This is a genomic window from Enterococcus sp. DIV0901a (genome assembly GCF_051711525.1).
GTDB lineage: Bacteria > Bacillota > Bacilli > Lactobacillales > Enterococcaceae > Enterococcus_B > Enterococcus_B faecium.
In genome coordinates, this window is record NZ_JBIOMW010000001.1 from 844,767 (window position 1) to 870,564 (window position 25,798).

General features: G+C 39.2%; 22 protein-coding genes. 19 read left to right on the forward strand and 3 right to left on the reverse strand.

All coding sequences use genetic code 11. The features are described 5' to 3' along the window. Positions 1-109: 109 nt before the first annotated feature. Entirely contained in the window at positions 110-961 is an 852-nt protein-coding gene (gene licT, locus IGL70_RS03975) for a BglG family transcription antiterminator LicT (RefSeq protein WP_002327764.1), read from the forward strand. A gap of 96 nt (positions 962-1,057) precedes the next feature. Then, positions 1,058-2,938 (forward strand): beta-glucoside-specific PTS transporter subunit IIABC, encoded by a 1,881-nt coding sequence (locus IGL70_RS03980; protein WP_081156483.1) that lies wholly within the window; start codon positions 1,058-1,060, stop codon positions 2,936-2,938. Positions 2,939-2,977: 39 nt separating this feature from the next. Here the strand turns inward: IGL70_RS03980 and IGL70_RS03985 are convergent, their stop codons facing one another. Further along, entirely contained in the window at positions 2,978-3,880 is a 903-nt protein-coding gene (locus IGL70_RS03985; protein ID WP_002334136.1) for a MurR/RpiR family transcriptional regulator, read from the reverse strand. Positions 3,881-4,110: 230 nt separating this feature from the next. On the opposite strand from IGL70_RS03985, the gene IGL70_RS03990 reads away from it, so the two are divergent. The 5 genes from IGL70_RS03990 to IGL70_RS04010 all read left to right on the forward strand — a co-directional run bounded on the left by IGL70_RS03990 (position 4,111) and on the right by IGL70_RS04010 (position 10,324). Further along, entirely contained in the window at positions 4,111-5,514 is a 1,404-nt protein-coding gene (locus tag IGL70_RS03990; protein WP_002289176.1) for a 6-phospho-beta-glucosidase, read from the forward strand. Beyond that, positions 5,514-6,947, forward strand: a complete 1,434-nt coding sequence (locus IGL70_RS03995) for a 6-phospho-beta-glucosidase (RefSeq protein ID WP_104873938.1) — start codon at positions 5,514-5,516, stop codon at positions 6,945-6,947. Before IGL70_RS03990 ends, IGL70_RS03995 begins: the two co-directional genes overlap by 1 nt. Before the next feature lie 144 nt (positions 6,948-7,091). Further along, the gene (gene trxB / locus IGL70_RS04000) at positions 7,092-8,018 is read left to right on the forward strand and encodes a thioredoxin-disulfide reductase (RefSeq protein ID WP_002296150.1); all 927 of its coding nucleotides are present in this window, start codon (positions 7,092-7,094) and stop codon (positions 8,016-8,018) included. Positions 8,019-8,231: 213 nt separating this feature from the next. Next, positions 8,232-9,959, forward strand: coding sequence for a phospho-sugar mutase (locus IGL70_RS04005; protein WP_002296152.1), 1,728 nt, complete (start codon positions 8,232-8,234; stop codon positions 9,957-9,959). 14 nt (positions 9,960-9,973) lie between these two features. Further along, entirely contained in the window at positions 9,974-10,324 is a 351-nt protein-coding gene (locus IGL70_RS04010) for an ArsR/SmtB family transcription factor (RefSeq protein WP_002321425.1), read from the forward strand. Between the two features lie 91 nt (positions 10,325-10,415). Here the strand turns inward: IGL70_RS04010 and IGL70_RS04015 are convergent, their stop codons facing one another. Next, complete coding sequence (locus IGL70_RS04015) at positions 10,416-11,276, reverse strand: pyruvate, water dikinase regulatory protein (protein WP_002296156.1); 861 nt, start codon at positions 11,274-11,276, stop codon at positions 10,416-10,418. Positions 11,277-11,367: 91 nt separating this feature from the next. Here IGL70_RS04015 and IGL70_RS04020 point away from each other — a divergent pair, with 91 nt between their 5' ends. The 3 genes from IGL70_RS04020 (at position 11,368) to IGL70_RS04030 (ending at position 12,607) form a co-directional block, all read left to right on the forward strand. After that, on the forward strand, positions 11,368-11,796 hold the full coding sequence (locus IGL70_RS04020) for a Fur family transcriptional regulator (protein WP_002287322.1): 429 nt from the start codon (positions 11,368-11,370) through the stop codon (positions 11,794-11,796). Between the two features lie 161 nt (positions 11,797-11,957). Beyond that, positions 11,958-12,134 carry a 30S ribosomal protein S21 gene (gene rpsU / locus IGL70_RS04025; protein WP_002287321.1) on the forward strand — a complete coding sequence of 59 codons (177 nt, stop codon included), beginning with the start codon at positions 11,958-11,960 and terminating at the stop codon, positions 12,132-12,134. Positions 12,135-12,160: 26 nt separating this feature from the next. Continuing rightward, positions 12,161-12,607, forward strand: a complete 447-nt coding sequence (locus tag IGL70_RS04030) for a GatB/YqeY domain-containing protein (RefSeq protein WP_002287318.1) — start codon at positions 12,161-12,163, stop codon at positions 12,605-12,607. A 153-nt stretch (positions 12,608-12,760) separates the two neighbouring features. On the opposite strand, the gene brnQ is transcribed toward IGL70_RS04030, so the two are convergent. Beyond that, complete coding sequence (gene brnQ / locus IGL70_RS04035) at positions 12,761-14,140, reverse strand: branched-chain amino acid transport system II carrier protein (protein WP_002288744.1); 1,380 nt, start codon at positions 14,138-14,140, stop codon at positions 12,761-12,763. 704 nt (positions 14,141-14,844) lie between these two features. Here brnQ and IGL70_RS04040 point away from each other — a divergent pair. The 9 genes from IGL70_RS04040 to IGL70_RS04080 all read left to right on the forward strand — a co-directional run bounded on the left by IGL70_RS04040 (position 14,845) and on the right by IGL70_RS04080 (position 25,645). Next, the gene (locus tag IGL70_RS04040; RefSeq protein WP_002291698.1) at positions 14,845-15,816 is read left to right on the forward strand and encodes a PhoH family protein; all 972 of its coding nucleotides are present in this window, start codon (positions 14,845-14,847) and stop codon (positions 15,814-15,816) included. Between the two features lie 23 nt (positions 15,817-15,839). Continuing rightward, positions 15,840-18,032: an HD family phosphohydrolase gene (locus tag IGL70_RS04045; RefSeq protein WP_002306228.1), complete on the forward strand. Its 2,193-nt coding sequence runs from the start codon at positions 15,840-15,842 to the stop codon at positions 18,030-18,032. Positions 18,033-18,048: 16 nt separating this feature from the next. Next, positions 18,049-18,525 (forward strand): rRNA maturation RNase YbeY, encoded by a 477-nt coding sequence (gene ybeY, locus IGL70_RS04050; RefSeq protein ID WP_002288749.1) that lies wholly within the window; start codon positions 18,049-18,051, stop codon positions 18,523-18,525. After that, complete coding sequence (locus IGL70_RS04055) at positions 18,509-18,904, forward strand: diacylglycerol kinase family protein (RefSeq protein WP_002301250.1); 396 nt, start codon at positions 18,509-18,511, stop codon at positions 18,902-18,904. Before ybeY ends, IGL70_RS04055 begins: the two co-directional genes overlap by 17 nt. A 14-nt stretch (positions 18,905-18,918) precedes the next feature. Further along, positions 18,919-19,818 carry a GTPase Era gene (era, locus tag IGL70_RS04060; protein ID WP_002288753.1) on the forward strand — a complete coding sequence of 300 codons (900 nt, stop codon included), beginning with the start codon at positions 18,919-18,921 and terminating at the stop codon, positions 19,816-19,818. A gap of 142 nt (positions 19,819-19,960) precedes the next feature. After that, positions 19,961-20,758, forward strand: a complete 798-nt coding sequence (recO, locus tag IGL70_RS04065) for a DNA repair protein RecO (RefSeq protein WP_104873744.1) — start codon at positions 19,961-19,963, stop codon at positions 20,756-20,758. 383 nt (positions 20,759-21,141) lie between these two features. Beyond that, the gene (glyQ, locus tag IGL70_RS04070; RefSeq protein ID WP_002291706.1) at positions 21,142-22,059 is read left to right on the forward strand and encodes a glycine--tRNA ligase subunit alpha; all 918 of its coding nucleotides are present in this window, start codon (positions 21,142-21,144) and stop codon (positions 22,057-22,059) included. A gap of 1 nt (position 22,060) precedes the next feature. Further along, positions 22,061-24,136, forward strand: a complete 2,076-nt coding sequence (glyS, locus tag IGL70_RS04075; RefSeq protein ID WP_086318957.1) for a glycine--tRNA ligase subunit beta — start codon at positions 22,061-22,063, stop codon at positions 24,134-24,136. A 336-nt stretch (positions 24,137-24,472) separates the two neighbouring features. After that, entirely contained in the window at positions 24,473-25,645 is a 1,173-nt protein-coding gene (locus IGL70_RS04080) for an IS256-like element IS1542 family transposase (protein ID WP_104807992.1), read from the forward strand. The last annotated feature ends 153 nt before the right edge of the window (positions 25,646-25,798 follow it).

Below are 25,798 nucleotides of genomic sequence, written 5' to 3' on the forward strand. Positions count from 1 at the left end.
GCCTGATGCATGCTAAACCTAATGAGTCTCCCATGGTTTCATGGACGGCTTTTTGGGTTTTTCTTTTTGTTTTGGATACAGCCCTATATATCATGGAAAGGAGCAAAACATGCTGATTGAGAAAGTACTGAATAACAACGTCGTAATAACAAGGGATGAAAGAGATCGGGAAATGATTGTGATGGGAAAAGGATTGGCATTCAAAAAGAAGGTGGGTGACCCGATTCTTGACTCATGCATCGACAAAAAATTTCAGTTGACAAATGACGGACTTTCACAACAGTTCCAAGAATTGGCACAAGCGATTCCTCTTGAGTACTTAGAAATTTCTTGTGAAATCATTGAATATACAAAAGAGGCTCTGCAAGTCCACTTAAATGATTCTGTGTATATTTCATTGACGGATCACTTGTATACAGCTATCGAACGTCAAAAAATGGGGATCTTTGTGCCAAATGTATTGCTGTATGATATCAAACAACTGTTTCCTAAAGAGTATGCCATTGGGAAAAAAACAGTGAAGAAAATCTCGGATAAATACCACATCAAGTTATCAGAAGACGAAGCCGGATTTATCGCATTGCATTTAGTCAATGCACAAGGCATTCAAAGCCAGCAAGACAATACCTACCTGTTTACCACAACAATACAGGATATTTTAAATATCGTCCGCTATTACTATAAGATTACATTTGATGAAGATTCAGTCCACTTTTTTCGATTCGTCACACACCTGCGTTTTTTTCTGACACGTGTTCTAGATGGAGCGAAATCAGAAGATGGAGAAGTTTCTGAGGAATTGTTCCAAGTTATTCAAAAAAAATATAAGGATACGTTTGGTTGCGTTGAGAAAATAGCAGACTTTTTAACCGGGGCTTTCGACTACCAGATGTCCACGGATGAAAAAATGTATTTAACGATCCATACTGCGCGTTTAGTGCATGAGAATCGTTGTAAATAAATAAAAAAGGAGGATAAATTAACAAGAACGTATGAAAATAAGGGTAGTGACATTCAGTTGGCTAAACCTTCCACTAATTAATTGGAGGGAATAGAAATGGGAAAATACCAGGAATTAGCAGAAAACATCGTAAAGAATATCGGAGGAAAAGAAAATATCCGTAGCTTGACACACTGTGTGACGCGACTTCGTTTCAAACTAAAGGAGGAAAATAAAGCAAAGGATGATGTTTTGAAAAAGATGGAAGGGATAGTCACCATCATGAAAAGCGGCGGGCAATATCAAGTTGTAATCGGGAATCATGTGCCAGATGTCTATGCAGAAGTACTGACAGTAGCCGGGATTTCCGATGAAGCAGAAGAAGAGGTTTCTTCAAGTAGTAATCTGTTCAATCGATTAATCGACATATTAAGTGGCTGTTTCCAGCCTTTTTTAGGTGCTTTGGCTGCAGCGGGAATGGTCAAAGGATTAAATGCTTTGTTCTTGTTTCTCAAATTTTATACTGAAGGATCGGGTACGTACATCATGCTGAATGGGATAGGGGATGCAATTTTTTATTTCATGCCAGTGATCTTAGGGTACACAGCAGCGAAAAAATTTCATCTGAATCCGATGGTGGGGCTCGTGATTGGTGCAGCACTTTGTTATCCGACTGTACAAGGAGCAGCACTACAAAGTGGTTTCCCTGATGGCAGTCCTGCGCCTTATAGCTTGCTGGGTCTTCCGGCTTATGAAACATTTTTGGGTATCCCATGGGTGGGCAGCAGTTATACCAGTAGCGTCGTACCTGTTATCTTCATTATCGCATTTGCCGGACAAGTCCAAAAAATTGCCAAGAAATGGATTCCTGCAGTCGTCCAGACCTTTTTGGTTCCTTTTTCTGTGTTATTAATCGCACTTCCTGCTGGCTTTTTGATTATCGGTCCGATTGTCAGTATACTGACAGATCTATTAAGCACGGGATTCCAAGCATTGATGGACTTTTCTCCAGCTGTGTATGGTGCAGTTCTAGGGTTTCTTTGGCAAGTACTGGTGATTTTCGGACTTCATTGGAGTATTATCCCTCTTGCGATTATGCAGCTAGCGCAAAATGGGTGGAGTCAGATGTTAGTAGGCGTTTATGGCGCGAGTTTTGCACAGACAGCAGTGGTATTGGCGATGTATTTCAAGTTCAAGGATCAAAAAATGAAGGCGCTTTGCATGCCCGCTGTGATTTCAGGAATCTTCGGCGTAACAGAACCGGCCATTTATGGAATCACCTTACCGAAGAAGAAGCCATTTATTTACTCGATGATTGGTGGTGCTGTTTCAGGAATCTATTTGATGGCATCTGGAACAATCAGCTACACAATGGGCGGGTTAGGGATTTTTGGGGTGGTAAACTACATCACGGAAACAGACGCCAGTGGTATGTTTCAAGCGTTTATCGGCATTGCTATTGCTTCGGTAATCGGGTTTTCGCTGACTTTTTTCTTTTGGAAGGATGAAGCAGGTGAAACAGATGATATACAGAAAAAATCAGGTAAAGAAATTGTAAAAACACCGATACAAGGACAAATCGCTCCACTAAATGCAGCAAAGGATGCAGCTTTTGCACAAGGAACACTAGGTCGAGGAATCTTGATCTACCCTGAAAAAGGAGAAGTACGTGCCCCTTTTGACGGAACAGTCATGACCCTGTTCCCGACGAAACATGCAATTGGAATGGTTTCTGAAACAGGGCTGGAATTGCTGATTCATGTCGGATTGGATACTGTGCAGTTGGAAGGGAAATATTTTGAAAGCTTAGTGCAGCAAGGAGAAAGAGTGAAACAAGGCGATCTGTTGCTACGCTTCGACAAAAAGAAAATCGAAAAGGAAGGATACAGTTTAGAAACACCTGTGATCGTCACCAATTACACGGATTATTTGGATATTTTGGAAAACCAAGGGGAGACGGTCGGGCCAGACGATGCACTTATCACCGCACTGACCTGAACGGTTAGGTGAAGAATGGAATAGGCTTAACTATTCTTTTTATTCCACTTCTTTATTTTCAAAATTGAAAGGCTCTTTCATGATGGCTGAGCTGATAGGGCGTTTATCGAATTTTTGACCGACAGAAATTAGATGGACTAAATTCTGTTGATAATTTTCTGCAAAAACACAACTATATAACACGTCTAGAAGATAACAAATTGATGTATTGATCGTAAAATTACCAATTTTTGAATACAGTCGCTCGCGTGTCGTAAGTCGCAAAGCGGCTGTACTCATTGCAGATAGCGTTGAATCACCGATACTGGTCAAAGCTAAAATTGGAACATGATTTTGTTTCAATATTTCTGCGGTACGAAGAATCACTTTATTTTCACCCGTATAAGAAATCAGGATCCCGCACATATCGCTCGTGCAATTGTACGCTTCATAGAATGATTCACCAAAAGTGGTGACAATTGTGACATCCATTTTGATGCGCTTCATTTTCAGCATGAAATCTTGAGAAATCAAAGTATTCGAGTTACTGGCGAAGATCACGATTTTTTTTGCCTGGAGCAGTAAATACTTAGCTTTTTGCAGTTGGTCATGATGAATGAGAGAAAGTGTATCTTGAATCGTCATCTGTTCTAAAGAAGCCATTTTATTTGCGATCGTCATAATACCGTCTGTGGTGGAAAAAGGAAGATTCGCATCTACGTCTTGAAAATTCCCTTCAAGATAGGCTGTTTCAGCTAAAAAAGCATTACGAAAACTGACCCAGCCATCAAAACCCATTTTTTTTGCTATACGGATGAGTGTGGACGGGTGGACATAACATCGCTCAGCGATCTCTTGGATGGTCATTTCGCCAAGTGCTGGAGAATCGCTTAAGAGAAACTGGATCACTTCATTTTCTGAAGGAGAAAAGGAGATTTCTTTGATTTTTTCACGTAATAACATGTAGATACCTTCTTCTTATTTTTTTACGTAAATTATAACTTTTTTGAAAATGATTTGTAAACGGATTTATACTATATAACTTAAAATAGACATTTTTTGACAAGATATTTACAAAAATCCATTAGAAAACACTAACTTTTGTAAATGTTACTGGAAAGAAACGGATTTCTATTGTTTGTTTTGTTTACAAAAAAGATAATGAAAGTGTAAAAAAGTAAAGGAGTGAGAACATGGCAAAAGGAATCAAAATCGCTACGATTGGTGGAGGCAGCAGTTACACCCCTGAGTTGATGGAAGGATTTATCAAAAGATATGAGGAATTACCGATACGAGAAATCTGGCTCGTAGATGTAGAAGAAGGAAAAGAAAAGCTTGAGATCGTTAGTCAGATGTCTCAGCGTATGTGGGATGCTTCTCCATATGAAGTCAAGATCTATGCAACTCTGGATCGGGAAGAAGCATTGAAAGATGCGGATTTTGTTACGACTCAGTTTCGTGTCGGTCAATTAGATGCACGAATCAAAGACGAGCGGATCCCTAGTTATTATGGGATGATTGGGCAAGAAACAAATGGTGCTGGCGGGATATTCAAAGCTTTTCGTACCGTTCCAGTCGTTTTGGCAATCGTTGAGGACATGAAGCGTTTATGTCCAAATGCTTGGCTGATCAATTTCGCGAACCCAAGTGGGATGGTGACAGAAGCAGTTATCAGATATGGCAAATGGGATAAAGTGATTGGATTATGCAATGTGCCAGTGATGGCGATGATGACAGAACCAGCAATGCTTGGCAAGAAAAAAGAAGAGCTGATCTACAAGTTTGCCGGTCTAAATCATTTCCATTGGCACAAAGTAGCAGATAATAAAGGAAATGACCGCACGGCAGAATTGATTGATCGTTTATACGATGAAGATAATGGATTACCGAAAAATATCTTTGATATCCCGTTTTTCAAAGAACAATTAAAACAAATGAACATGATCCCTTGTGGCTACCACCGCTATTACTACCGTGAAGAAGAAATGCTGGAACATGCTTTAGAAGAATATCAAACGATTGGTACAAGAGCGCAGCAAGTGAAAGAAACAGAAGCAGAGCTATTTGAATTATACAAAGATCCAGAATTAGACCATAAACCTGAACAATTGCAAAAACGAGGTGGCGCTTATTATTCAGACGCTGCCTGTGAAACGATTGCTTCAATCTATGGAAATAAAGAAACACAGATCGTGGTATCTACAAAGAATGATGGAGCTGTTCCTGACCTGCCGGCAGATTGTGTAGTAGAAGTCACTGCCTATGTTGGCGCACAAGGAGCGAGAAATGTAGCGTTTGGTTCTCTTCCTGCTGCTGAAAGAGGCTGGTTGCAAGTAATGAAGAATATGGAATTGCTGACGATCGAAGCAGCTGTGACTGGTGATTATGGGACAGCTTTACAGGCGTTTACGATCAATCCACTTATACGATCAGGAAAGACAGCAAAACGGATCATGGATGAGTTGTTTATTGCACACCAGCAGTATTTACCGCAATTCAAGGAGACAATCAGCCGATTAAAAGAAGAAGGAATCGAAGTTCAAGATGAACTGGCAAGAGAATTATCAGGTAATACACATATAATGGAGGAAGTATAATGGGATTCAGAAAAGATTTTTTATGGGGCGGTGCTACAGCAGCCAATCAATGTGAGGGCGGTTATGATGAAGGGGGACGCGGACTAGCAAACGTAGATGTTGTGCCAATCGGAAAAGACCGTTTTCCTGTTATCACCGGAAAGAAAAAAATGTTTGAATTTGATGAGGATCATTTTTATCCAGCAAAAATTGCAATCGATATGTATCATCGTTATAAAGAAGATATTGCTTTGTTTGCAGAAATGGGGTTCAAGACTTATCGAATGTCCATCGCCTGGAGTCGTATTTTTCCAATGGGGGATGAGAAAGAGCCGAATGAAGCTGGCTTGAAATTTTATGAGGATGTCTTTAAAGAATGCCAAAAGCACGGAATTGAGCCACTTGTGACGATTACGCATTTTGATTGTCCAATGCATTTGATCAAAGAATATGGTGCGTGGCGTTCCAGAGAACTCGTTGGTTTTTATGAAAATCTGTGTCGAGTCATCTTCAATCGCTATAAAGGACTTGTCAAATACTGGCTGACATTCAATGAGATCAATATGATCCTTCATGCACCATTCATGGGCGCAGGGCTGTATTTTGAAGAAGGAGAAAATGAAGAACAAATCAAATATCAAGCGGCACATCATGAGTTGGTTGCAAGTGCCATCGCAACGAAGATTGCTCATGAAGTAGATCCGGAGAACAAAGTAGGCTGTATGCTGGCAGCAGGAGCATATTATCCATACACTTGCAATCCTGAAGATGTTTGGGCTTCTAGAAAATCAGATCGAGAAAACTATTTTTTCATTGATGTACAGTCACGAGGAGAATATCCCGCTTATGCATTGAAAGAAATGGAACGAAATGGCATTCAGATCGAAATGGAACCAGGGGATGCCGCATTGCTGAAAGAACATACTGTTGATTTTATCTCCTTTTCTTATTATTCTTCCCGAGTTTCGACTACCGACAACGAACTCTTGGAACAGACTGCAGGAAATATCTTTGCTTCTGTCAAAAATCCATATCTGCAAGCAAGTGAATGGGGGTGGCAAATTGATCCATTAGGCTTGAGAATAACGATGAATGATATTTATGATCGTTATCAAAAACCATTATTTATTGTAGAAAACGGCTTAGGTGCAGTCGATATGCTAGATGAGAATGGTTATGTGGAAGATGATTACCGAATCGATTACCTGGCAGCGCATATCCAGGCGATGAAGGATGCAGTAGAACTAGACGGAGTCGATCTATTAGGCTATACGACTTGGGGATGTATTGATTTAGTATCAGCTGGTACCGGTGAGATGAAGAAAAGGTACGGATTCATTTATGTCGATCGTGATAACCAAGGAAATGGCACATTAGCCCGTTCAAAGAAAAAATCATTCAACTGGTATAAAAAAGTAATTGATTCAAATGGAGAAAATCTTTCGAACAATTGATCAATGATTTATAAAAGTCTATTGTTTTTCAGCGGATTTTTCGAGTATAATAAAGCTATTCGAGAAACGCAAGCAGAACAATAGACTTTTTTTCGCATTGGCTGTAAAGTATGCTTACTTGATTAAGTAAAGGAGAATCTACATATGTATGATGTAATCGTTATTGGCGCAGGTCCTGCTGGGATGACTGCTGCTTTATATGCTTCACGTTCAAACTTATCCGTATTGATGATCGAACAAGGTGCCCCTGGCGGCCAAATGAACAATACGGCAGAAATCGAAAATTATCCTGGATTCGATTCGATCATGGGCCCCGATCTAGCTTATAAGATGTATGAAAGTGTCTCAAGATTTGGGACAGAAAATGCTTATGGAATCGTTCAAGATATCAAGGATCACGGCAGCCATAAAGAAGTCATCTGTGAAGATAAAAGTTACGAAGGAAAAACAGTCATTATCGCAACAGGCTGTATCCACCGTAAATTAGGCGTACCTGGGGAGGAAGAATTTGCTGGACGAGGCGTTTCTTACTGTGCAGTCTGTGATGGTGCGTTTTTCCGTAACAAACGTCTAGTAGTCATCGGGGGTGGGGACTCAGCAGTAGAAGAAGCCATCTATTTGACACAATTTGCTTCTGAAGTAGTGATCGTCCACCGTAGAGATGAATTACGTGCACAAAAGATCATCCAAGACCGTGCATTTGCAAATGAAAAAATTTCCTTTATGTGGGATACAGTCGTTGACGAAATCGTTGGAAACGAAATGGTAGTGACAGGTGTGAAAGCACGTAATGTCAAAACCGGCAATGAATTTGATTTAGCAGCAGACGGAGTATTCATCTATGTTGGACTGGATCCATTAACTGCACCTTTTAGAGAAGCAGGTTTGACGAACGAAGCTGGCTGGATTCCAACAGACAACGAAATGAAAACGAATATGCCAGGCGTTTTTGCCATCGGAGATGTTCGTGAAAAAGATTTGCGACAAATCACTACAGCTGTTGGTGACGGCGGTATTGCTGGACAACAAGTGTATAAATACTTGGAGTCTTTAGAAGAAACAACAGCATAAGTTTAAAAAGAGTGAAAGAACGGTTTCAATTGTTCTTTTACTCTTTTTTTTCGCGTGAAATCTACTGAATCCGATTTATGTGAACACGTCCAACACCTTTTGATAAAAGAATCCTTTCTTGATTTAAGCGTTTTTTGGTCCTCATACTTTCATATCTAATAAGTGAATGCTATACTTATTAAGAACCATATTTCAGAAAGAGGTGTTATTTTCATGTCTTGGGAACAAGTGTATGAACAATGGGTACATGAAGAAAATTTAGAAGAAAACTTAAAAAAACAATTAAATGATCTGGGTGAAGATCCTGAAAAACTTGAAGATGCTTTTTATGCACCGTTGGAATTCGGTACTGCAGGCATGCGGGGAATCTTAGGACCTGGGATCAATCGAATGAACATCTATACGGTAAGACAAGCAACAGAAGGACTAGCACGTTTCATGGATACACAAGGTGAAGAAACAAAACGCCGAGGTGTCGCTATCGCTTATGACTCACGCCATCAGTCACCAGAATTTGCAATGGAAGCAGCCAAAACACTGGCACATCACAATATCCCGTCTTATGTATTCGAAAGTCTGCGTCCAACACCAGAGCTTTCTTTTGCAGTTCGTCATTTGAAGACGTTTGCGGGAATCATGGTAACCGCATCTCACAACCCAGCGGCTTACAATGGATATAAAGTCTACGGAGAAGATGGCGGACAAATGCCTCCTGCAGACGCAGATGCATTGACGAAATATGTCCGTGAAGTCAGCAATCCGCTAAAAGTCGAAGTATTATCTGACGAAGAAGCTAAACATAGCGGGTTGATCACGATCATCGGAGAAGAAGTGGACGCTGCTTATCTAGAAGAAATCAAAGCAGTGACGATTGATCGTGAATTGGTTGAAACAATGGGGAAAGATTTGAAACTTGTGTACACGCCACTTCATGGAACAGGGAAAATGTTGGGCGAACGTGCGTTGAAACAAGCTGGATTCGAACAATTCGTACTAGTTCCCGAACAAGCTGTGGCAGATCCAGATTTCACTACGGTCAAATCGCCAAATCCAGAAGAACATTCAGCTTTTGAATATGCTATACGACTTGGAGAAAAAGAAGGAGCTGACTTGCTGATTGCAACAGATCCTGATGCAGACCGTTTAGGCGCAGCGGTTCGTTTGCCAGATGGTTCTTATGAAGTATTGACTGGGAACCAAATCGGAGCATTGTTTGCTCAATATATTTTGGAAGCACATCAATCAAGAGGCACTTTACCAGAAAACGCAGCGGTATTGAAATCAATCGTTTCCAGCGAATTGCCTACAGCAATTGCGGAACACTACGGTGCTACCATGTTCAATGTGTTGACAGGGTTTAAATTCATTGCTGAAAAAATCCAACAATTTGAAGAAGACCATTCACATACTTTTATGTTTGGATTCGAAGAAAGTTATGGTTATTTAGTTAAACCTTTTGTTCGCGATAAAGACGCGATCCAAGCATTGCTTTTATTAGCAGAAGTAGCAGCTTACTATAAAAAACAAGGCAAAACGTTGTATGACGGCTTGCAAACGATTTTTGAAACCTATGGCTATTTCGCAGAAAAAACGATTTCTGTGACAATGAGCGGACAAGAAGGTTCTGCGAAAATCTCTGCTTTGATGGAAAAATTCCGTAAAGAAGCACCGACAGAATTTGCCGGAGCAAAAGTTATTCAAACAGAAGACTTTAAAGAATTGACGAGAACAGACCGTGAAGGAAACGTAGAAAAACTAACAACACCGCCATCCGACGTATTGAAGTATACATTGGAAGAAAATGGCTGGATCGCTATCCGCCCTTCAGGAACTGAGCCGAAAATCAAGTTTTATATTGGTGTAAAAGGAAGCTCTACAGAAGACGCAGCTGAAAAAGTAGCCTCTTATGAAGCGATTATCAAAAAGATGACAGAAGAATAAAAAACTTGAGACTGATGGAAAAAGTGGTAAACTTTAGAAGTCAGTCTTTTTTCAAGTTGGAGGTGAATGGATTGCCAGACACGCAAAAATCAAAAGTAGAGAAAGTCAGTCAATTATTCAAAATGTTGAGTGATCCCACTCGTCTTAAAATTCTGCTATATCTGAAAGACGGGGAACAAAATGTGACAGCAATCACCCAAGCAGTGGAAATGGAGCAGTCTGCTGTATCGCATCAACTACGTTTATTAAGAGAAAATCATGTCGTCAAGTCTCATCGCGAGGGAAAAGCGATTTTGTATAGTCTTGATGATTCTCATGTACTGGATATTTTGAACCAGACACTCAAACATGTGGAACATCAATAACGATAGGTGCAAATAGATAAACACTGGAGTGTGACAACGAAGAAATTTCGTTGTCACACTCCAGTGTTTTTTAAGAAAAAGACAAAAATGATTAATCGCTTTTTTCTGTTGTTTCAGTTCCATAATAACTATGATCTTCTAGGTCTAAAGCATTCAAAATAAGCGAAGCCGTTTCTTCAATAGATAAAGATGCCACATTGATCACTACACATCCTAGTTTTTCATAAAGATCATTCGCAAAATCGAGTTCAGCTCTAATTTTTTCGATATCGGAATAAGCAGTATCAGGGTTTAATCCGTAAGAGCGCATCCGTTCTTTACGGATATTATTTAAAATATCTGGGTTATTCGTTAGTCCCACGATTTTTTTAGGATCGATTTCCCACAGCTGTTTGGGAATATGTGCTTGGGGAATCAAAGGTAAATTGGCAACTTTTAAATTTTTATTTGCTAAAAACAAGCTCAAAGGCGTTTTGGAAGTTCGGGATACGCCTAGCAAAACGACATCTGCTTCTAAAAAACCACGAGGATCTTTCCCATCATCGTATTTTACAGCAAATTCCATTGCTTTGATCCGTTTGAAATAGTTCTCATTCAATAAATGGAGGGCACCAGGTTGCCGAATTGGCTTGATACCAGTTAAACGTTCAATTTCTGATATCGGTGGCGTCATCACATCAAAACTAAATAATTGATGTTCTTCACAAAAAGAACGTGTTATCTCGATCAGTTCTTGATTGATTAATGTATGCAGGACAAGTGCTTTTTCTTCTAATGCATCTTGCAATGCCTGCCTTAATGTTTTTTCATCTGTCACGAACGTTCTGCGGAATAGGTTGAACTCAACGGTAGGATACTGAGCCATAGTAGCTTGCGCTAGTTTTGTCGCAGTTTCTCCAGCAGAGTCGGAGATGACAAAAAAAGTAACGATTTCTGTAGAATCGGAAGACATGGATAAAACCTCACTTGCATTTTTTTTATGTTTATTATACCATACTCTAGAATGCGTACTTCGTAATCATTTTGATTTGGAGGAATAAGTCATGAAAAAACAGACATTGATCGAACAATCATTAGAAACATTGAAAAATAACGGTTTTAAATATACTAAAAAAAGAGAAGCATTGTTAACTTATTTAGTGAAGCGTAACCGCTACGTATCTGCTAAAGAAGTTTTTGACTATATGAATCAGGAATTCAAAGGGGTAAGTTATGATACGATTTATCGGAATCTCCATGATTTTGCAGAGATCGATTTACTGGAAGAAACCGATTTAAATGGAGAAATGAAGTTTCGTTTTCATTGCTGTCAGGGGGAAATCGGCCACCACCATCATTTTATCTGTACAGTGTGCGGAACAACGAAAGAAATCCATATGTGTCCGATGAATTATTTCGAAGAACAGCTAGGTGGATGCACGATCGAAGGGCATAGATTCGAGATTTTCGGAAGATGTGAAAATTGTCAATAAGGATTTAAATAAAATAACATTTGATAATTTTAAAAAAAAGCAAGATTTCCTTGACGGTCAAAACAGCATTAGATATAATATTTACAGGACAGTCTTGTTTTTTGAGATATATTTCAATAACAATTACGGTTACTTTTTAAGCTCGGAGGGAGGGAATTAACATGTCAAAAACAGTCGTTCGCAAAAACGAATCACTTGACGATGCTCTTCGTCGCTTCAAACGTTCCGTGTCAAAAGCGGGTACTTTACAAGAATCTCGTAAACGTGAATTCTACGAAAAACCAAGTGTAAGACGCAAGAAAAAATCTGAAGCAGCTAGAAAACGCAAAAAATTCTAGTTCTGTGATGAATTGGAGTTGGTAGTGTGTCACTACTAAGTAGATTAAACGATGACATGAAAGCAGCGATGAAAGCGAAAGATAAGGAATCTTTACAAGTCATCCGAATGATCAAGTCATCTATACAAAACGAGCAGATTAAAGAAGGTCACGACTTGACAGAAGAAGAAGAACTAACGGTGTTGTCTCGCGAAATGAAACAGCGACGTGATTCTTTGCATGAGTTTGAAGAAGCAGGACGTGACGATTTAGCTGAAAAAGTAAAAAGTGAAATTGTAATAGTCGAAAAATATATGCCGGAACAACTTTCCGACGAAGAAATTCGACAACTTGTTCAAGAAGCAATCACTCAAACTGGTGCTTCATCAATGAAAGAATTTGGCAAAGTTATGGGTGCAATTATGCCTAAAGTCAAAGGAAAAGCAGATGGAAACCAAGTGAATGCGATTGTGAAAGAACTATTACAATCTTAATTTTATCATTTAAACTGCGGACAGTGATTGTCCGCAGTTTTTTGTGTTCGTAAAAAAAGAACTAAAAAACAGCTAGAAGAAAGAATCTTATTCTTTCTTCTAGCTGTTTTTTTCCTGTTTAATATCTCTTATGTTAAATTGTGTTTGATTTGGTTATTCTTCTGGTAACTCACTTGCTTCTTGTTTATATCCTGATACGCGATATACATAATAAAAGAGTAAGCTGCCAGCGTAACCAAGCAACGTTGGGACGACCCAGCCAAGACCTAGTGCAGCAAAAGGAACATAATGATGATAAAATCCTAGTAAGCTTGCTACGACAGTTTGCTGACTCACTAATGCAGGCGAATTTGCCAACATATCCAATACGGCTGGAACGGCAGAAAAGAACATCGTTACTTGATAGACAAATGGACTCTTTTGGAAGAATTTTGCTGTTAAGGAAAGCAAGATTAACGCAAGTGACAATGGATACAAAAGCATCAATACTGGTAAAGACCATTGGATGATATTATCCAATCCGGCATTCGCAACGACAAAAGAGACAAAAGTCGTTAACCGCAGCCATGTCATATAACTGACTTTAGGGAACAGTTTATGGAAATCTTGTGCAAAAGAAACAACGAGTCCCATAGCGGTAGTGAAGACACCTAATGTGACCATTACCCCTAAGAAGCTAGCACCGAAGTTACCTAAATAAAAATTAGTGATCTGAGAAAGTGCAGTTCCGCCATTTTCTGATAAAGACATCTTATTCAAACTCATCGCACCGAGAAGGACCAGACCAAAATAAATCATGACTTCTAACGCAACGCTCAGGCTACCAGCTTTTGCTGTTAATTCTGTGACTTTTTTATCTTTAAAACCAAGATCACGAACTGCATGGACAAAAGTGACACTTAAAGCAAGTAAAGCTACTGCATCAACCGTGTTGTATCCTTCTAAAACGCCATTTGTCAAAGCGTTCGTCTGATAAGAATCTGCAGCAGATTGGTTTAGATTCCCCATGGGTTGGAATAAAGAAACGACAAAAATGATAGCTAATAATGCAAGAAACAAGGAGTTTAAATACTTTCCGACATATTTGACCAAACGTGTTGGATGTACAGTAAGGAAATAAGCAAGTAAAAAGAAAAGAGCAGAGAATAAAAACATACCTAATGAATCATATTTTTCAGGCAAAAAAGGTTTAGCAGCCATTTCAAAAGCAGTTGCTGCTGTCCGCGGTGTACCAAAGAATGGTCCGATCGTTAAATGAACAAGGATCAAGAACAAGGCAGCATACCATTTTCCGACAGGTTTAGCTAAGTCATACAGACCATCACTTTTTGTCACTACTACAGCTAAGATAGCTAATAATGGGAAAAGAGCGCCTGAGATGGCAAATCCTACACCAGCGCTGATCCAGTTTGATCCAGCCATTTGACCTAAGTGGACAGGAAAGATCAGATTACCTGACCCGAAGAACATCCCGAAGATAAGTGAACTGACCATCAATAATTGCTTCCATGAATAAGTTTTTGTTTCTTCCATAAATTTTTCCTCCAATAATTATCATTTTGAGTAACAAAATAAACGTTGCAGAAACTAGAAATACCACTAATATCAGATTCCATGAAAACCACCACCTTAAAATATAAAAAAAGCCCTTTTCCACTTGGGAAAAGGGCTCTAGATTCTAGAACGGTACCACCTTTTTTCGCTTAAAAAAGCTTCTTCATTCACGGACGCTTTTCGATAAAGTTATCCGCTAGCCTGATAATGGAGGCAGCCACAATGATCTACGTTTTCGACATTGACTCGGAAATGATGTTCGTCTATTCGATTTATTGTCATTTCTCACTTACATGACTCACTGGGAATAAATCACTGAATAGCCTACTGTTTTCCTCGACGCTTTGCTGTATATTTATTTGTTGACGTTATAATACACCTGTTTTTTTTGAAATGCAAGAATATTTCAAATATTTTGTTTTCTTTTTTTGAAACAAGAAAAATACCCAGAGAATACTTGCTAAGTTAGACGGAATACTTGTCCTCTATCTTATGCATAGCTTACATGATCAGCTTTTTTTATTCAAACGAGACCTTTAGAGAATGGAAGCAGCTATTTTTTAACGTTTCTTGGTACTTATGGTTAAGCAACTCTTTTAGAACCTTTTCTTATTTGCTATATAGTTTCTTCTGAGTATGGTAAAATAGGAAAGAATGAATCGAAAAAAAGGGGATGTCTATTTTTGACGGAAGAGTCTAGTTCTTTAGAGATTAGATTGACGGCTGCTGATGATGTCAGCATGCTTTTAGGTGCACACGACAAGCATATAAAACTGATTGAAGAAACAACAGAAACAACCATCCATACACGTGGAGAAATCATTCAGATCATTGGTGAACAATCCCAGATTTCCTTGGCTGCCTCAGTCATTCGGACATTGCAGGAATTGATCAAACGAGGAATCCATGTAAGTACACCAGATGTCGTGACGGCACTGAAAATGGGGCAAAAAGGCACATTAGATTATTTTGTTGAGATGTATGAGGAAGAGATCGTCAAAGACCGTAATGGAAAACCTATACGGGTAAAAAATAGCGGCCAAAAGAAATATGTCGAATCGGTAGCCAAACATGATATCGTATTTGGCGTAGGACCAGCCGGGACAGGAAAAACTTTTCTTGCAGTAGTATTAGCAATCGCTGCCTTGAAAAAAGGTGAAGTGCAAAAAATCATTTTGACGCGGCCTGCTGTGGAAGCAGGGGAAAATCTAGGCTTTCTTCCCGGGGATCTAAAAGAAAAAGTAGATCCTTATCTGCGTCCTGTTTATGATGCTTTATACCAAATTTTTGGATTAGATCATACGAACCGATTGATGGAACGAGGCGTGATCGAAATTGCTCCTTTAGCTTACATGCGGGGGCGGACATTGGATGATGCATTCGTTATTTTGGATGAAGCACAGAACACGACAGTTGCTCAGATGAAAATGTTCCTGACACGTCTTGGTTATCAATCAAAAATGATTGTCAATGGAGATACGAGTCAGATTGATCTGCCTCGAGGGACAACAAGTGGTCTTGTTCATGCAGAACGAACATTAAAGCAAATCAAGAAAATCGATTTTGTTAATTTTGAAGCAAGTGACGTTGTTCGGCACCCTGTAGTTGCCGAAATCATCAAAGCTTATGAAAAGGCAGATCTCCATCAAGAATAAGCTTTGCTTAGGAGGATAAGCACATGTTGAATAAAACACTGCAGAAACTACAAGAAAAACTTGGAAAGGCAGCATTGCCTTTCCTGCTGTTCTTGTTTTTTATCATTATCTGCGGCGTTACATTTAGTAGTGTCAAACAAAAGGCCAATGATTTCAGAGAAGGCCAAGTAGCAGAAGAAAGTATCCGTGCAAACAAAACGATCGAGAACACGGAAGAAACCGAACAAAAAAGAAAACTGGCAGCAGAAGCAGTCACTCCAGAATACACTTACCAAAAAGATCTTGCAGATGACCAGAACAATCGGATCAAGCAACTATTTGAATTGATCGATAAGACGAATGATGCCATCAACAAATCTTATGACGAAAAGATTGATAAGGCAAAGGAAGATGAAAATATCCCAAAGCCTACTACAGAAGAGCGGATCGCCGCGCTGAAGAAAAATTTTGAAAATGTGAATGCAGAAAATGTTGCGTTTTATCAAAAACTACCGAACAATTTTTATTCGACGATATTTGAAATGACTGAAACTGAGATCCATACTGTGAGGGATGAGAGTCTGAAGCTCATTGACGAACAGATGAGCAAACAAGTTCGTGAAAGTGAATTGGAAGCTTTTAAACAAGAAGCAGAAGAGCAAATCCAATATTTGAATGTCACACCAGCACAACAACAAATGATTCGCTACTTAGTGGATCAAGGTATCGTAGTGAATGACGTATTGAATGAGAAAAAGACAGAAGAATTGAAACAATCCGCACGAGAAGCTGTACAACCAGTGATGATCTTCCAAGGAGAAATCATTGTTCGTGAAGGTAATCAAATCGATGCTTCAGCTATGAAAAAATTGGAATTACTAGGACTGACTAATCAAACAACTTCGATTTTTCCGCTAATTGCCATGGTTTTAGCTGTTTTGCTTCAAATCGGCGTACTGATTTATAATTCACTTCAATTCCAAAATGCAGGAGAAAGAACAAAATACGTGCTTTTCTATGTGACAGCTATGTCAGTCAGCATAGTGCTGATGAAATTTTTCCAATTATTCCAAACGGAACAAGCTACTTATATCCCGCTGTTTTATCCCGCTGCTTTTGCACCACTTGTTTTAAGCTTTTTCTTGAATCGAAGAGCAGGGATCATGGCTGGTATTTTCCAAGCAGTATCCGCACTTTTCATTTTTTATGATTCGATTGGCACGAACTTTCTAACGATTATCTTGATGTCTTATGTTTTCTCTGGGCTCATGGCAACGATTGTCAGACGCAAACGGATCTCAGAACAAGGATTATCTGCTGCCATGTGGGTCATTATTTTTCCTGTGATGATGGATGTCATTTTGATCGTCTATCAAGGAATGAGCTTTGGTGATGCAACGACTTGGTTAATGCTTGTCTGCGGGTTCACTGGTGCACTCTTCTCATTCTTGCTGACGATCGGTCTACACCCATATATTGAATTAATGGTCAATGATGACAGTGTAATTGTATTAAATGAACTCAGCAATCCAAATCATCCTTTATTGAAACAGTTGCTGGAAGAAGCGCCAGGTACTTATCATCATAGTATGATGGTAGCTAATCTAAGTGCTAACGCTGTAGCAGAAATCGGCGGACGTTCTTTGCTAACTCGAGTAGCTTGCTATTATCATGATATCGGCAAGATCAAACATGCTAGCTTTTTCGTTGAGAACTTGCCTTCAGGAGCGGAAAACCCGCACAATTTCTTATTGCCAGAAGACAGTAAACATATTATCTTTGGACATGTGACAGATGGAGCCAAAATATTGGAAGATTATAATATGCCGCAAATGGTGATCGATATTTGCAGACAGCATCATGGAACCACGCTAATGCGTTATTTCTACATCAAAGCGAAAGAACGCAATCCGGAAGTAACAGAAGAGCAATTCCGTTATCCTGGACCAAAACCGCAAAGTCGTGAAGCAGGGATTGTCAATATTGCTGACAGTTGTGAGGCTGCAGTACGGGCAATGGATCATCCGACGAGCGAAAAAATCGAAAGTTTTGTCCATAATCTTATCGAAGAGCGTATTTCCGATGGTCAATTAGACGATAGTGGACTGACCTTGAAAGAAATCCGAAAAGTGGAAAAATCATTGATCAGCGGTTTAAGTAGCACCTTCCATTCTCGGATCAAATATCCTAAAATGAAAACAGAAGTTGAGAAGATAAAGGAAGAACAAGAAGAATAGAAAGAAGCGATGTATAATGGATATTACCTTTATGGATGAAACAAACCAAGTCTCAGAAGAGAAAATGAAAGAAATCGATGACTTGCTGCAATTTGCAGCATCTTATTTAAAGCTGCCAGAGGAAACAGAAATGTCTGTTACTTTCATGGACAATGCGGCAATCCAAGTAATCAATCGTGATTACCGTGGAAAAGATGCACCGACAGACGTCATCAGTTTTGCTCTGGAAGAAGAAGGCGAAGACGAAATCCCAGTGATTTTTGAAGATGGAGAGAATCCATTGCCTCGTGTACTAGGAGACATCATGATCTCTATTGAACGTGCTGCTGAACAAGCAGAAGCTTACGGCCATTCATATGATCGGGAACTTGGCTTTTTAGCGGTACATGGATTCTTGCATATCAACGGGTATGACCATATGACACCAGAAGATGAGAAAGAAATGTTTGGTTTACAGAAAGAGATCTTGGATGCCTATGGACTCAAAAGATAAAAACGTAGAGAAAAACAAACATTTCCTGATGTCTGTGGAATTTGCTGTCCAAGGAGTCAAAACCGTTTTTGAGGAAGAACGCAATATGAGGAAACATGTTGCGTTCGGTATCCTTGCTTTATTTATGGGCGTGATTTTCCAGCTTGATCGGATAGAGTGGTTATGGCTGCTTTTAGCTGTTTTTCTCGTTTGGATAGTAGAGATCATCAATACTGTTTTTGAAAATGTAGTGGACATGTTTACGGATTTTCATTTTCATCCGATTGGGAAAAAAATCAAAGATATGGCAGCTGGAGCAGTTTTAGTGACCGCTTGTTTTGCTGTCATCATTGGGTTGATTTTATTTGTCCCTAAAATATATCATTTGTTGTTTAATTAAAAAGGAGAACGTATATGCCAGAACATAAATCAGGGTTTGTCGCAATCGTCGGCCGCCCGAATGTAGGAAAATCCACATTATTGAACCGAATCGTGGGTCAAAAAATTGCCATTATGAGTGACAAGGCACAGACAACTAGAAATAAAATCCAAGGAGTATATACTACACCAGAAGCTCAGCTGATTTTTATCGATACACCAGGAATCCATAAACCAAAGCATCGTCTAGGAGATTTTATGGTAGAAGCAGCTTACAGTGCGTTGAAAGAAGTGGATGCAGTCTTATTTATGATCAGTGCTGATCAAAAACGCGGCCGGGGAGACGATTTTATTATTGAACGTCTAAAAAACGTGCATTCTCCTGTTTATCTGATTATCAATAAAATCGATAAGATCCATCCAGACGAGTTGCTGGGAATCATCGAAGATTATTCGACGCAGATGCCTTTTGCACAAGTGATTCCGATCTCTGCTACAGAAGGAAACAATGTCGAACGCTTAATGGATGTATTAGTCAGTGAAATGCCAGAGGGCCCACAATATTTTCCAGATGATCAAGTGACTGATCATCCTGAATACTTCATCGTTTCTGAATTGATCCGTGAGAAAGTCTTGTTTTTAACACGAGACGAAGTGCCTCATTCTGTCGCAGTCGTTGTTGATTCGATGAAGCGAAACGAGAATGATAAAATCCATATCCAGGCCACGATCATCGTCGAAAGAGATAGCCAAAAAGGAATCATTATCGGCAAAGGCGGAAAAATGCTGAAGCAAGTAGGAACGAAAGCAAGAAAGGATATCGAAAATCTTTTAGGAGACAAAGTATTTCTAGAACTTTGGGTCAAAGTCCAAAAAGACTGGCGAGACAAAAAAGTCTATCTGCAAGACTTTGGCTACCGAAAAGACGAATACTGATATTCTGAACTTCTTATAGGTTAAGTATAGAAATAAACTGGATAAAAATCCGCACGTTGAGAAAAACAGCGGAAGATCGTAACATAAATAATCTGGATCGGCAGAATCTGCTTTTCCAGATTTATTTTTTAGGAGGGAGAATATGAGCCAGCTTGCAGAATCGAAAGGCTTGATTTTATCTAGCCGTAATTACAAAGAAAAAGATAAATTAGTCAAAATCTTTACGGAATCTTCTGGCAAAATGATGTTTTATATCAAAGGAATCCATCGGCAAAATCAGCCATTAGCTCCGGCTTTGCTCCCCTTTACCGAAGCAGTCTATATCGGTAATTTTCGAAGTGAAGGTTTGTCGTTTTTAAGCAGTGTCAAAGACGTCCATGCGTTTCGGAACATCCAAGAAGATATCTTTTTGAGCGGTTATGGTACGTATTTGCTAAATCTAGTAGATGCAGCAATCGAAGATCATCAATATGACCCGCATTTATTCCAATTTACGCAACAAGCTCTGCAGCGGATGGACCAAGGAGATGATGCAGAAATCATCACGAATATCTTTGAAGTTCAAATACTGCAACGCTTCGGTATCGCGCCAATTTGGACGCACTGTGTCGTATGCGGGGAAACAAAAGGAAAATTTGACTATTCTTCCAAATATGGCGGTGTGATATGCGAGAAACACTGGCCAATGGACGAACACCTTTATCATGCAGATCCTCGCGCTGTTTATTTCGTTCGAATGTTTTCGGCTATTTCTTATGATAAGATCAGTGGAATCCACTTGAAAGAAGAAACGAAGCAGGCAATCCGTGACCTCATTGACCAGTTGTATGATGAATATGTCGGTATTCATCTAAAAAGCAAAAAGTTCATTGATCAAATGAAGTCTTGGGCACACGTATTAAAGACGCCAGAGAAAAATATGCCTGAAAAAGAAGAATAAATGAAAGATACAACAAAAAAATCAAAACTATTTGACAAATACAGGGACTTCCGTCTATTATTAACCGTAGATTAAATAGATCGTTCACTGAGAGGATCTATTATACAAACAAGAAAACTGCAAAATGAATACGTACATTGACCAAGATCAGTAAAAAACACGTGGTTTAGCGAGTTCGGGAGAGTGGAAGCCGGACCCAAACGATTTTTGAAGAGGCACTTGCGAGTACGATAAATGAAGCTGCCGAATCTTTATTCGGAAGTAGGGTGGAACCGCGAAATTATTCGTCCCTATGTCTGTAATCAGACATAGGGACTTTTTGTCGTTTTCTTTCCTGTATTCTTATTGACAGCAACGCTTAAAAATTGAAAGGGGCAAAACAGATGAGTAAAAAATTGACCGTCCAAGATATGATTTTAACATTACAAAAATTTTGGTCATCAAACGGATGCATGCTGATGCAAGCTTATGATACAGAAAAAGGAGCAGGTACGATGAGCCCATATACATTCTTACGGGCAATCGGACCGGAACCATGGAATGCTGCTTATGTAGAGCCATCCCGCCGACCAGCTGACGGGCGTTATGGAGAAAACCCAAACCGTTTGTATCAGCATCATCAATTTCAAGTCGTAATGAAACCTTCACCTGAAAATATCCAAGAGCTTTATTTAGAAAGCTTGCGTCTTTTAGGAATTGATCCATTAGAACACGATATTCGTTTTGTTGAAGACAACTGGGAGAACCCATCGATGGGTTGTGCCGGTGTGGGTTGGGAAGTATGGCTTGATGGGATGGAGATCACACAATTCACGTACTTCCAGCAAGTCGGAGGACTACCTTGTAAACCAGTTACTTCTGAGATCACTTATGGACTAGAACGTCTTGCTTCTTATATCCAAGAAGTTGAAAGTGTCTATGATCTGGAATGGGCTGATGGCGTGAAATATGGTGAGATCTTCAAACAACCAGAATATGAACATTCCAAATATTCTTTTGAAGTAAGCGACCAAGACTTACTACTAAGCAATTTTGACCGTTTTGAAAAAGAAGCTAAACGCTGTATCGATGAAAATCTTGTTCATCCAGCGTATGATTATATTTTGAAATGCAGCCATACATTCAATTTATTAGATGCTCGCGGTGCAGTATCTGTAACAGAACGAGCAGGTTATCTTTCCCGTATCCGCAACATGGCTCGTGCTGTAGCCAAAATCTTTGTGGCAGAACGCGAAAAATTAGGATTCCCTTTATTGAATAAAAACACAGCAAATCCAGAAAACGTGAAGGAGGCTGAATAAGATGGCAAAAGACTTATTACTTGAAATCGGGCTGGAAGAAATGCCTGCTCATGTTGTCACACCAAGCATGAAACAATTAGAAGAAAAAACAGCAAAATTTTTAGATGAAAACCAATTGACTTATGATACGATCGAAACGTTTTCTACACCGCGCCGCTTAGCAATCAAAGTAACAAATATTCCAGAACGACAAGCGGACAGCGAAGAAGAAGTCAAAGGACCAGCCAAAAAAATTGCTTTGGACGCAGATGGAAACTGGACGAAAGCAGCTGAAGGATTTGTCCGCGGACAAGGTCTGACGACAGATGCTATCACTTTTAGAGAATTAAAAGGCGTGGAATATGTCTATGTAACGAAATACACTCACGGCAAAGAAGCAAAAGAAGTATTGACAGGTTTAGCAGATGTCATTAAAAGCCTCACTTTCCCAGTAACGATGCATTGGGCAGAATACGATTTTGAATATATCCGCCCTATTCACTGGATCGTGGCATTGTTAGATGACGAAGTAATCCCATTCGAAATCTTGGATGTCAAAACAGGCAAAGCCTCTCGAGGTCATCGTTTCTTAGGCGAAGATGTGACATTTGCGCATGCAAAAGAATACGAAGAAAAATTAAATGAACAATTTGTTATTGCTTCACCACAAAAAAGAAAAGAAATGATCATCACACAAGCAAACGAATTAGCAGAAAAAAATCACTGGATCATTGATCTAGATGAAGATTTACTAGAAGAAGTCAACAATCTAGTCGAATATCCAACTGTCTTTTCTGGCGACTTCGAAGAAAAATATCTATCTGTTCCTGAAGAAGTACTAGTCACTTCTATGAAAGAACATCAACGTTATTTCGAAGTACGGAACGATCAAGGTATGTTGCTTCCTCATTTTATTTCTGCTCGTAATGGCGATCGGGTAAAATTGGAAAATGTGGTACGAGGCAATCAAAAAGTATTGACTGCTCGTTTAGAAGATGCGGAATTCTTTTATAATGAAGACAAGAAAGCTTCAATCGACCAATACGTTGAAAAATTAAAAACTGTTACTTTCCATGAAAAAATCGGTAGCATCTATGAGAAAATGCAACGGGTACAAGTCATCGCTCGCATCATAGGCGAACAAGTAGGACTATCTGAGGAAGAATTGATGGATCTGCAACGCGCTGCTGAAATCTATAAATTTGATCTAGTAACCAACATGGTAGGAGAATTCCCTGAACTACAAGGGATCATGGGAGAAAAATATGCTCTGCTTAAAGGCGAGAAACCAGCCGTAGCAACAGCGATCCGTGAACATTACATGCCTATATCCAGTGAAGGAGATCTACCTGAGACTACAGTAGGTTCTGTTTTAGCGATTGCTGATAAATTAGATAGTATCTTTTCTTTCTTTGCAGTTGGGATGATCCCAAGTGGCTCAAACGATCCATATGCTTTGCGCCGTCAAGCATATGGTGTCGTTCGAATCATCGAATCGAAAAAATGGGCCTTTCCTTTGTCTGTTCTGCAAGAAACGATTAGTGAAGTTATCAGTAAAGATACGGATCGTTTTGGCATTGGCTTGTCAGCGGGACAACAACAGGTGATCGACTTTATCAAAGGCCGTCTGCGCCAATTATTGACAACTAAGAATATTCGTCATGATGTCATCGAAGCTGTTTTGAACGCAGAACAAAAAGATCTGACAAAAGTATTTGCAGCAGCACAATTGTTCAAGCAGCATCTTGCAGATGAAGACTTCAAACCATCGATGGAAGCTTTGACACGTGTCGTGAACTTAGCGAAAAAAGCGGAGCTTGAAAAACAATCAGAAGTAGACCCTGAACTGTTCGAAAACGAAGCGGAGAAAGAACTGCACAAAGCAGTAGAGGCAATGAAAACAAGCTTTGCTGACCAAACGATCAACGAAAATTATGATCAGCTTGTAAGCCTTCGCCCACTGATCGAAAATTATTTTGATCAGACGATGGTCATGGCAGAAGAACCAGCAGTACGTAAGAACCGATTAACGCAATTAAGTCAAATTGCTGCCATGGCTTTGTCACTAGCAAGTTTAGATCAAATCATCACAAAATAATTTCTAATATGTAAATAAACCAGAGAACAGGCAAAAAATAGGCTGTTTCTCTGGTTTATTTGTTATAAATATAAATAACTATTATTAATTCAATGTTAATTTTTTTTGTTATTTTATTTTTTGTGTAACTTTTGAAAATACCTATGAAAATTAAGGAAATAAAAATGAAATCGATTAATTGTTATCTTATTAATGTTTTATTTACTTTTTAATCGTAAATTGCCCTAGTCAAGAAAGATAAAGTCCATATAATTGTGTAAAAGATAAAAGGCCATGTAACAGCCCTTTTACGGTACAATGTTTTTAACCACAAAAACATACCCAGGAGGACGTTACATGACCCAAGTACATTTTACACTGAACAACGAAGAGGTTCAAAGTATTATTGAACATTCGGTAAAAGATGATATTTCTAAAAATATTTTAACCACTGTTTTCAACCAATTGATGGAAAATCAACGAACAGAATATATTCAAGCCGATGACTATGAACGTTCAGAAAGTCGTCAGAGTCAAAGAAATGGCTATTATGAGCGAGACTTTACGACTCGTGTGGGTACACTCGAATTAAAAGTGCCTAGAACACGTGATGGTGAATTTTCACCGACGGTGTTTGAGCGTTATCAGCGAAATGAAAAGGCACTGCTCGCTTCAATGCTTGAGATGTATGTTTCGGGCGTTTCGACACGTAAAGTTTCAAAGATTGTTGAAGAGCTATGTGGAAAATCTGTATCGAAATCTTTTGTTTCTAGCCTGACTGAGCAGTTAGACCCGATGGTCAACGAATGGCAGAACCGTTCACTCTCAGGTACGAATTATCCTTATCTGATGACTGATGTTCTCTACATAAAAGTCCGTGAGGACCATCGAGTGCTTTCTAAAAGCTGCCATATTGCGATCGGGATAACAGAAGGTGGCGACCGTGAAATCATTGGCTTCATGATTCAAAATGAAGAAAGTGATGACACATGGTCCATCTTCTTTGAATACTTAAAAGAACGCGGCCTAAAGGGGACAGAACTCATCATTTCTGATGCCCATAAAGGCCTAGTGTCTGCGATTCGTAAGTCATTTACCAACGCAAGTTGGCAGAGATGCCAGGTCCATTTTTTAAGAAACATCTTCAGTTCCATTCCAAAAAAGAATTCAAAACCGTTTAGAGAAGCAGTAAAAGCGATCTTTAAGTTTACGGATATTGAACTCGCTCGAACAGCTAAGAATGCCTTAGTCGGTGAATATATCGACCAGCCTAAATATACAAAAGCCTGCGAAATATTGGATAATGGCTTCGAAGATGCCTTTCAATACACGGTTATCGGAAATAGTCATAATCGGCTAAAAAGCACCAACCTTCTTGAACGACTGAACCAGGAAGTCCGCAGAAGAGAAAAGATTATTCGGATTTTTCCCAACCGAACGTCTGCCAATCGATTAATTGGAGCTGTCCTTATGGACCTTCATGACGAATGGCTCAGTTCTACAAGAAAATATATTAAGTTTGATCAATGAGAGACCGGTAAAACATTGTATAGTATTTTACACAGGATTATGGACTTGACTTCAAGAAAACAGTTTGTGGTATGATTATATAGGGAAAACTTGTTTACAAATATTTCTGTGAATATATTAGTTTAATTATGTTTTTTAAAATAAAAAGCTGTC